This is a genomic window from Mesorhizobium sp. (genome assembly GCF_005063415.1).
Classification (GTDB): domain Bacteria; phylum Pseudomonadota; class Alphaproteobacteria; order Rhizobiales; family Rhizobiaceae; genus Mesorhizobium.
This window is the reverse complement of sequence record NZ_SUEG01000157.1, coordinates 1-8,349: the sequence shown is the minus strand read 5'-3', so window position 1 is coordinate 8,349 and position 8,349 is coordinate 1. Positions and strand designations below refer to the sequence as shown.

7 protein-coding genes and 1 riboswitch are annotated in these 8,349 nt (G+C 63.8%); of the genes, 5 read left to right on the top strand and 2 right to left on the bottom strand.

The features are described from left to right. Nucleotides 1–623, top strand: a 623-nt coding sequence (locus tag E5W70_RS27120) for a molybdopterin-binding protein (RefSeq protein WP_292664262.1), incomplete at its 5' end; no start/stop codon positions are given. 25 nt (nucleotides 624–648) lie between these two features. On the opposite strand, the gene E5W70_RS27115 is transcribed toward E5W70_RS27120, so the two are convergent. Next, entirely contained in the window at nucleotides 649–1,647 is a 999-nt protein-coding gene (locus tag E5W70_RS27115; protein ID WP_292664260.1) for a hypothetical protein, read from the bottom strand. 213 nt (nucleotides 1,648–1,860) lie between these two features. Continuing rightward, a riboswitch (glycine riboswitch) is annotated at nucleotides 1,861–1,947 on the top strand. A 148-nt stretch (nucleotides 1,948–2,095) separates the two neighbouring features. Here E5W70_RS27115 and gcvT point away from each other — a divergent pair. The 3 genes from gcvT to gcvP are packed head-to-tail and all read left to right on the top strand — an operon-like array spanning nucleotide 2,096 to nucleotide 6,397. Continuing rightward, nucleotides 2,096–3,196, top strand: a complete 1,101-nt coding sequence (gene gcvT, locus E5W70_RS27110) for a glycine cleavage system aminomethyltransferase GcvT (RefSeq protein WP_292664258.1) — start codon at nucleotides 2,096–2,098, stop codon at nucleotides 3,194–3,196. 5 nt (nucleotides 3,197–3,201) lie between these two features. Beyond that, the gene (gene gcvH / locus E5W70_RS27105; protein ID WP_292664256.1) at nucleotides 3,202–3,570 is read left to right on the top strand and encodes a glycine cleavage system protein GcvH; all 369 of its coding nucleotides are present in this window, start codon (nucleotides 3,202–3,204) and stop codon (nucleotides 3,568–3,570) included. Between the two features lie 16 nt (nucleotides 3,571–3,586). Then, entirely contained in the window at nucleotides 3,587–6,397 is a 2,811-nt protein-coding gene (gcvP, locus tag E5W70_RS27100; RefSeq protein WP_292664254.1) for an aminomethyl-transferring glycine dehydrogenase, read from the top strand. Between the two features lie 71 nt (nucleotides 6,398–6,468). Here gcvP and E5W70_RS27095 read toward each other — a convergent pair whose 3' ends face one another. Beyond that, nucleotides 6,469–7,638: a GGDEF domain-containing protein gene (locus E5W70_RS27095; protein WP_292664252.1), complete on the bottom strand. Its 1,170-nt coding sequence runs from the start codon at nucleotides 7,636–7,638 to the stop codon at nucleotides 6,469–6,471. 274 nt (nucleotides 7,639–7,912) lie between these two features. On the opposite strand from E5W70_RS27095, the gene E5W70_RS27090 reads away from it, so the two are divergent. Beyond that, nucleotides 7,913–8,349 (top strand): ATP-binding protein (locus tag E5W70_RS27090; protein ID WP_292664250.1); only part of this gene is annotated, 437 nt, incomplete at its 3' end.

Below are 8,349 nucleotides of genomic sequence, written 5' to 3'. Positions count from 1 at the left end.
TGCTTGCCGGCCGCGATGCGCTGGCGCCGGAGTTCACCGAGGCCGACATTCGCCAGCCGCAGCGGCCGAACGGTGTCACCGCACCGGACGACGATTTCTACAAGGGCCTGCTCGCCAGCGATTTCGCCGACTGGCGGCTGGAGGTTTCAGGTCTTGTCGAAAAGCCGCTGTCGCTAAGCCGCGAGCAGCTGATGAACATGCCGAGCCGCACGCAGATCACCCGCCACGATTGCGTCGAAGGGTGGAGCTGCATTGCCAAATGGACCGGCACGCCGCTGTCGCTGGTGCTCGACCAGGCCGTGGTCAAGCCGCAGGCGCGCTATGTCATGTTCCACTGCCTCGATACGATCGACCGCAGCCTTGCCGGCGATATCAAATATTACGGCTCGATCGACCTGGTCGATGCCCGTCATCCGCAGACGATCCTTGCCTATGGCCTCAACGGCAAGCCGTTGCCGGTCGAGAACGGCGCGCCGCTGCGCGTCCGCGTCGAGCGCCAGCTCGGCTACAAGATGCCGAAATACCTCTACAAGATCGAGCTGGTCGACGGCTTCGCCAATCTCGGCGGCGGCAGAGGCGGCTATTGGGAGGACAATGGCTACGACTGGTACGGCGGCATCTGACGACCGACGATTTATTGCCTTTTGTTCAGGCGACCTTGTCGATCAGCGGTTTGAGCGCAGGGTGTATTTCCGGCGAGGCGTGCTTGATCAGCGTCAGCAACGCGCGCTCGTTCTCATGCAGCGGCCGGTCGCCTAAGTGTTCAGCGAGCCATTTGGCCTCGCCGGCGTCGACCGTCTCGGCGCGGCGGGCCAGAGCCTCGGCTGCCTTGTTCCTCGATTCCCATTCGGCCTCGACGTCGCCCGGCGAGCGGTAGGCCTCCATAATGCCGGATAGGCCGCCCGACACCATACGGCTGAAGAAACCGCCGATCTCCGGATCGGCCTGCTCGAAGAACGAATCCCGGCGCAGCGCCACGTCGCGCACCGGCGGTTCGTAGCCGGCCGAACACATGACGAAATTGGCGATCGCCTTGACGAACAGATCGTTCCAGGACGGATCGTTGTCGGCCGCCGCTGTCCGCTCGTTGATCTCGAACAGCACCTCGGCCTCGGCGCGGCTGATGGCGATGTTGCCATCGCCGCCATAGGCGTAAAGAATGCGGCGCAACAGCTCGACCTCAGCCTTGGCAATCGACCCAGGGATAAGCCTGCCGCCGGTCATCAGCGGCCCATTGCCCTCCACGACCGCATGAGCGACCTGCTCCAGCGCATAGCCGGAAAGCGTGCTCGGCGATGATTTGGCAACTTCCAGCACATGCACCAGCAACTCGAGTTCTGTCCGGCTATCGACCATGCCGTCGCGCGAAATCGTTCGGATCAGCCAGTCGGCATTCTCCTGCGAAACATAGCCCGCCGGCTTTTCCTGGTGGACGATGAAGTCGGTGACGGCCTCGACGAAAAACTCGAGCCATTCCGCGCATTTGTCCCGCGCCGTTGCATCGAGCGCAAACAGCGCCTCGGCCTCGCCGCGCGTTACCACGCCGTCGCCGAACACTTCGCGGCGCAGCATGATCACGTCTTCCGCCGTGATCCGATTTTTCGAAGTCAGCCCGGCCACCGGCGCGCTCATGATCAATTCGCCCATTTTCTTCCCCGCCCGCCGCCGGTAATTGCCGGCCCTTATCCGGTATATCGGCAAGGTCTTGAGAAACCGGCAAGCGGCGTAGTTAGCGAAGGCTTGCCTGTCTTGCCTGTAAAGAAGGCCCGCAGAAGACTTGCCAGTAAAAACGTCGCTGGCAGGTGACAAGGTGTCGTCCACGGGCTATGGATGACGAGTCGAGGGCTCTTGATCGAGTCCTACCTGTTTGCGGGAGAGAGCAGCGAGAGCTGCCGCCGAAGGGGAAATCGCCCGAAATCTCTCAGGCAAAAGAACCGTAGACGGGAAAGACACTCTGGAAAGTCGGGGCTTGCCCCCGCGCCGAAGGTGTAAGCGCTGCCGACAGAGTTACGGGGCGCGAGTCTCTCAGGCTTCAGACAGAGGGGCACGGACTGGTCGCCATTCGCGGCCGCTTGCGTGCGACTCTGGAGATGACATGACGGGCGACGACACCAAACACCTTCCCCTCGAAGATCTGCACATGGCAGCCGGTGCGCGCTTTGGCGCCTTCGCCGGCTGGTCGATGCCGCTGACCTACCCGGCCGGCGTGATGAAGGAGCACCTTCACAGCCGAGAGCATGCCGGCCTGTTCGACATCTCGCACATGAAGCTGTTCGAAATCAGCGGCCCGGGCGCAGCAGCGCTTCTGAACCGCGCCTGCACGTTCGATGCCGGCGCGCTTGAGATTTCCCAGTCCAAATACACGTTCTTCCTCAATGAGGCGGCCGGGATACTCGACGATCTGATCGTCACCAGGCTCGGCGCCGAGCGCTTCATGATGGTCGCCAATGCCGGCAATGCCGCCGCCGACGAAAAACATCTGCGCGCACTGGCCGGGGATTTCGACGTGAAGGTGGACGCACTCGACCGCGTCTTCCTGGCCATCCAGGGCCCCGAGGCGTGGGCCGCCCTCTCCCGCGCCGGCATCGAGACCGGTTCGCTGGTGTTCATGCACGGCATCGAGCCGCGCGAAAAATGGTTCATGAGCCGGTCTGGCTATACCGGCGAAGACGGCTTCGAGATCGGGCTGCCGGAAGCGGAAGCGCGAAATCTCGTCATCAGGCTGCTCGAGGACGAGCGGGTGATGTGGATCGGCCTTGCCGCCCGCGACAGCCTGCGGCTCGAAGCCGGACTGTGCCTGCACGGGCTGGACATCACGCCGGAGATCGATCCGGCCAGCGCCGGGCTGATGTGGGCCATCCCCAAGGAGATTCGCGCCTCCGGCGCGTTCATCGGCGCCGATGCGCTGCGCGCCATCGTGGAGCGCGGCCCGGCGCAAAAACGCGTCGGCCTGAAGCCGGAAGGCCGCCAGCCGGTGCGCGCCGGCGCTGCCCTTTTCGATGCCGACGGCAACCCTGCCGGCCATGTCACCTCCGGCGGCTTCGGCCCCTCGGCCGGTCATCCGGTCGCCATGGGCTACGTCCAGACGCCGCTTGCCAAATCCGGCGCAAAACTGTTCGCCGATGTCCGCGGGACGAAAATCCCGGTCGACATCCACCCATTGCCCTTCACGCCCCATCGCTACCGCAAAGGATGATTTCAATGGCACAGACCTATTTCACCGAAGATCACGAATGGCTGCGCGTCGAGGGCGGCATCGCCACCGTCGGCATCACCGATTACGCACAGCAGCAGCTCGGCGATCTCGTCTTCGTCGAACTGCCGGAGCCGGGGAAAAAGCTGGCCAAGGGCGATACGGCCGTGGTGGTCGAATCGGTCAAGGCGGCATCGGACGTCTACGCACCGGTCGACGGCGAGATCACCGAGGCCAACACCTCGCTGTCATCGGATCCTTCGCTCGTCAATTCGGCGGCAACCGGCGACGGCTGGTTGTGGAAGATGAAGCTGGCCAATGAGAGCCAACTCGACGGGCTCCTCGATGAAGCCGCTTACAAAGCCCATATTGGTTGATAGCAGGACCAGGAAGATGACCGCAGCACCCTACCCCTTCTCGGCTCGCCATATCGGCCCGGGCCTCCATGACGTCAGAGCCATGCTGGCGACGATCGGCGTTCCTTCGGTCGAGACGCTGATCAGTCAGGCAGTGCCGAAGTCGATCCGGCTCGACCGTCCATTGGCCCTGCCCGCGCCGGCAAGCGAAGCGGAAGCGCTGACCGAGCTCGCAGCGACGATGGCAAAGAACAAGGTGCTGAAGAGCTTCATCGGTGCCGGCTATCATGGCGTCCATGTGCCACCGGTGATCCAGCGCAACCTGTTCGAAAACCCGGCCTGGTATACGGCTTACACGCCTTACCAGGCCGAGATCAGCCAGGGCCGGCTGGAAATGCTGTTCAACTTCCAGACGCTGGTGACAGAACTGACCGGCCTGCCGGTGGCGTCGGCCTCGCTGCTCGACGAGGCGACGGCGGTGGCCGAAGCTGTCGGCATTGCGCTGCGCCATCATCGCGACAAGCGCACCAAGGTGGCACTGGCCGGTACGCCGCACCCGCAGACGCTGGACGTCGTGCGCACGCGCGCCGAGCCGCTTGGCATCGAGGTCGACGGCGAGGTGATCGACGACAACACCGCCGCCCTGCTGGTCTCCTGGCCCGATACGTTTGGCGTCTACGGCAATCACAAGGCAGCAATCGACAAGGCCCGCGCGGCCGGCGCGCTGGTCGTCTTCATTGCCGACCCGCTTGGGCTGACGCTGACCGAGGCGCCGGCCAGGCTTGGCGCCGACATCGCCGTCGGCCCGATGCAGCGTTTTGGCGTGCCGATGGGCTTTGGCGGGCCGCACGCCGCCTATTGCGCCGTCTCCGACAGGCTGACGCGGCTGATGCCCGGCCGGCTCGTTGGCCAGTCGACGGATAGCAAGGGTCGCCCCGGTTACCGCCTCGCTTTGCAGACACGCGAACAGCATATCCGCCGCGACAAGGCGACCTCCAACATCTGCACCGCACAGGCGCTGCTCGCCAACATGGCGACGGCCTATGCGATCTGGCATGGCCCTGCCGGGCTGCAGGCGATTGCCGGCCGCGTCCACACGCTGGCCAACCGCCTGGCTGCCGGCCTCAAGGCAGCGGGCGTTTCGGTGGTCGGCGAAAGCCGCTTCGACACGGTGGCCGTGGAGGTGAAGGGCAGAGCCGGCGCGATTGCCGCCGCCGCAGAAAAGACCGGCCGGCTGCTGCGCGTCATCGACGCCGACCATGTCGGCATCAGCTTCGACGAGACCTCCACCGAAGCCGATCTGGAGGCGATCGCTGCACTTTTCGGCGCCAAGGCCGGCGTTGCCACCGGCAGTTCCATGCCAGGAAAACCGCGCGGCAAGGAGTTCCTCACCCAGCCCGTCTTCCGCGAAAATCACTCGGAAACCGACATGATGCGCTTCCTGCGCCGGCTGGCCGACAAGGACCTGGCGCTCGACCGCGCCATGATCCCGCTCGGCTCCTGCACCATGAAGCTCAACGCCGCCGCCGAAATGATGCCGGTGAGCTGGCCTGATGTCGCCAACCTGCATCCCTTCGCGCCGGCAAACCATTCGATAGGCTATCGCGCCATGATCGAGGAGCTGGAAGGTTGGCTGGCGGAGATCACCGGCTTCGACGCGGTGACCCTGCAGCCCAATGCCGGCAGCCAGGGCGAATATGCCGGGCTGCTCGCCATTCGCGGCTATCATCTGTCGCGCGGCGAAGGCCATCGCACCGTCTGCCTGATCCCGTCCTCGGCGCATGGCACCAATCCGGCAAGCGCGGCCATGGCCGGCATGAGCGTCGTCGTCGTGCGCTGCACGGAGGACGGCAATATCGACATGGGCGACCTGCAGGCCAAGGCGGCCGAGCATTCGCACAATCTTGCGGCGCTGATGTTCACCTATCCTTCGACGCATGGCGTCTTCGAGGAAGGCGCGCGCGACCTCTGCGCCCTCGTCCACAGCCATGGCGGCCAGGTCTATTTCGACGGCGCCAACCTCAACGCGCTGGTCGGCCTCGCCCGTCCCGGCGATATCGGCGCCGATGTCTGCCACATGAACCTGCACAAGACCTTCTGCATCCCGCATGGCGGCGGCGGCCCCGGTGTCGGCCCGATCGGCGTCAAGGCGCACCTGAAGCCATATCTGCCCGGCCACGTCACCGAGGGGTCGGCCCATGCCGTGGCGGCGGCACCGTTCGGCAGTGCCTCCATCCTGCCGATCACCTGGATGTATATCCGCATGATGGGCGCTTCCGGCCTGAAGCAGGCGACCGAGACGGCGATCATCTCCGCCAACTATGTGGCGACGTGGCTTGGCGAGCATTTCCCCCTGCTTTACAAGGGGCGCAACGGACGCGTTGCGCATGAATGCATCCTCGACACCCGCGTGCTCAAGGACAGCGCCGGCATCAGCGTCGACGATATCGCCAAGCGGTTGATCGACTATGGCTTTCACGCGCCGACCATGTCGTTCCCGGTGGCCGGCACACTGATGGTCGAGCCGACCGAATCCGAGCCCAAGCGCGAGCTGGATCGTTTCTGCGAGGCGATGATCGCCATAGCCGGCGAGGCAGCCAAGGTGGCCAGGGGTGAATGGCCGTTGGCCGACAATCCTCTGGTCAATGCGCCGCACACCGCCGCCGAGGCATTGGCCGGCCAGTGGACCCATCCCTATTCGCGTCTGGAGGCGGCCTACCCCGCCGGGGATGCCGATACGGCGGCAAAATACTGGCCGCCGGTGTCACGCATCGACAACGTCGCCGGCGACCGCAACCTGGTCTGCTCCTGCCCGCCGCTGTCGGAATATCTTGGTGCGGCGGAATAGATCATGATCCCGAAAAGTGGAATCCGGTTTTCGGACAAGATCATGGTCTAACAAGAAGATAGAAGCCTCAATCAGGCAGAACGCAAGGCCGGCCCGTCGGCCTTGTTCGCCCGGTCCCGGACGACGACGCGATTTCGCCCGGCGCGCTTTGCCGCATAGAGTGCTGCGTCGGCTTCGGCCAGCACATCGTCGAGACCGGTGCCGCTTGTTCCGCCAAAGCCGATGCCGCCGCTGACTGTGCTTCGCAACGGACCAAGCTGGGTGGCCACGACTTCCGTGCCGAAGGCGACGCTGATCTTGCTCGCGATGTCATAGGCCTTCTCTTCCGTCATCCGCGACATGACGAGGACGAATTCCTCGCCGCCCAGTCGGAAGGCGTCGACGCCGGTTCTGGCGTATTTCCTGATGACCCCTGCGAAGCGGCGCAGGACCTGGTCGCCGACCGGGTGACCGAATACGTCGTTCGTCCTCTTGAAATGGTCGAGATCGAACATGGCGACGGACATGAACGGACCAAAGACCCGCTCGCCGTAGAGTGCCGTCAACGCCCGCCGGTTCATCAGCCCGGTCAATGGATCGGTCATCGTCTCGGCCTTAAGTTCGATCTGCGCCTGCAAATGGTGCAGGGAGAGCGTCAATGCACCGAGCCCGGTCATGCAGGCGACGGCCACGACGGAATTCACCCGCTCGGCCCAATTGTCAGGTGCTACACCGAGCACCCATTGGCCCTTGACCAACAGGACCGCGCCGCAAAGTCCGAACGACAGCGCACAGACGCCGCTCAGGAACGAGACGACCAGCAATATCCGGCGATCGTGACCACCCTCAATCCAGAACATCGCCCCGATGAGCGAGAGCAGCGCCGTTACTGTCGCGTAGGTGACGATGAAGCCGACACCATCAAACCCGAGATACGTCGCGCCCGTGCAAACAGCCATCGCAACCAAGGTCGGCAAGATGGCGCGCCTGTAGTCGCCTATGCTGAGATATTGCATGGCCGACAGGCAGATAATCAGGAAGCCGAGGCTGAGAAGCACAAGCACGATCTGGCAAAGCCAGGCGCTTGGATCCCTGGTGTAATGCCAAAACAACACCACATGTGCGACAAGCACGAGAATGCCGCACGCCACCGTCAGCACAAAGCGTGCCTGTGGCGCGGTGAACCAGATCGCAAACATGGTGATGCTGAGGCACGTGCCCGACAGCGCAGCCGCGAGCAGGAGCGAACTGTAATCCAACATGCTTAAGCGACAGCCTCTTGAGGGTTCCGCTGCATTCTAGGTCAGCGACAGTCCGCAAATACCGTTTTTTCAGCCAATCTTCCGGCGTAACCTTCGGACAGGGTTTACAAAACGTCGATGCTCCAGGCTTCGACCCCATTTCCGCCGCTTGGTTGTCGAATGGTTTTGCAGTAAGAGGCTCTATCCTCGAACGTAACAGGAACCTCCGTCGCCCGCCCGCGAAAAGCGTGGCAGTATCGGGTGGTGATTCGCAGCATCGGAATCCAGAACCAGCATGGACGACAACAACGATCTTTTTGCCAATTTGGGCAAGCAGCCGCAACCGGCTCGCGCCGCCGCGCGCCCGGCCGACCCGCTGGTGCAGGCGGCGAAGCGGCCGGCGCCCCGTGACGCCAGCGAGAGCTACAGTGCCGCCGACATCGAGGTGCTGGAGGGCCTGGAGCCGGTACGCCGCCGCCCGGGCATGTACATTGGCGGCACCGACGACCAGGCGATGCACCATCTGTTTGCCGAGGTCATCGACAATTCGATGGACGAGGCGGTCGCCGGCCATGCGACCTTCATCGATGTCGAACTATCCGCCGACGGATACCTGTCCGTTACCGACAATGGCCGCGGCATTCCCGTCGATCCGCACCCGAAATTCAAGAAGCCGGCGCTCGAACTCATCATGACGACGCTGCATTCAGGCGGCAAGTTCGACAGCAAGGT

Coding starts and splice junctions, on each gene's coding strand:
- E5W70_RS27115 (WP_292664260.1), bottom strand. CDS start 1,647: ATGGGCGAATTGATCATGAGCGCGCCGGTGGCCGGGCTGACTTCGAAA.
- gcvT (WP_292664258.1), top strand. CDS start 2,096: ATGACGGGCGACGACACCAAACACCTTCCCCTCGAAGATCTGCACATG.
- gcvH (WP_292664256.1), top strand. CDS start 3,202: ATGGCACAGACCTATTTCACCGAAGATCACGAATGGCTGCGCGTCGAG.
- gcvP (WP_292664254.1), top strand. CDS start 3,587: ATGACCGCAGCACCCTACCCCTTCTCGGCTCGCCATATCGGCCCGGGC.
- E5W70_RS27095 (WP_292664252.1), bottom strand. CDS start 7,638: ATGTTGGATTACAGTTCGCTCCTGCTCGCGGCTGCGCTGTCGGGCACG.